Origin of the sequence: Paenibacillus algorifonticola, from assembly GCF_050481745.1 — a bacterium.
Classification (GTDB): domain Bacteria; phylum Bacillota; class Bacilli; order Paenibacillales; family Paenibacillaceae; genus Pristimantibacillus; species Pristimantibacillus algorifonticola_A.
Genome location: NZ_JBCNGR010000090.1, coordinates 1 through 672, shown reverse-complemented (window position 1 = coordinate 672; position 672 = coordinate 1). Strand labels below are relative to the sequence as shown.

Here is a 672-nt window from a genome sequence, read left to right as displayed (position 1 = left end):
CCCCCTCGTTTGAAATAAAATGTAAGCAGATGAGGGGACGAGAGACAATGAGCCGATACGACAAAGCATTCAAAGAAGAAGCAGTAAGATTGAGCGATGAAATTGGACCAAAGAAAGCCGCCGCACAGTTAGGCGTGTCCTACTATACGTTGCAGGATTGGAGAAAACAGAGAACCCTGCACGGAGACGGAGCGTATATCGGGAGCGGACGCGCTTATGCATCAGCCGATAAGACTGCACGTGAAATCGAATTAGAAAGAGAAATCAATGAGTTACGTCGTGCGAATGAAATTCTAAAGGATGCCCTTGGTTTTTTCGCAAAAGACCGGAAGCGGTAAAGGCATGCCAGCTCTATGCTTACATCCGTGAACGACGGGATCTGTGGACCGTCAAAGAGATGTGTGATGTGCTTGCTGTCAGCGAGTCGGGCTATTACCGTAGCCTGAAGCCTACACCCAAACAAGAGCGGCAGCAACTTCTTCTGGTCAAAATCAAAGACATCATTGGCGAACATGACGACAACCGAAATTACGGTGTCCAGCGTATTCTGCTGGCACTGTCACAAAGAAAAATTAAAATCAGCTATAGCACCGTCTACCGAATCATGAAGAAACATGGGCTGCTGAAGAAGGCCAAGCGTCATCCAAACGGCATTACACGCGAGGATGCTGA

Annotated in this window: 2 protein-coding genes; both read left to right on the top strand. The window is 47.9% G+C overall.

The annotated features are described in order from the left end of the window. A partial coding sequence (locus ABEW34_RS31710; RefSeq protein ID WP_430165808.1) for a transposase occupies positions 1-338 on the top strand: 338 nt, incomplete at its 5' end. 68 nt (positions 339-406) lie between these two features. Next, positions 407-672 (top strand): IS3 family transposase (locus ABEW34_RS31705; protein ID WP_430165805.1); only part of this gene is annotated, 266 nt, incomplete at its 3' end.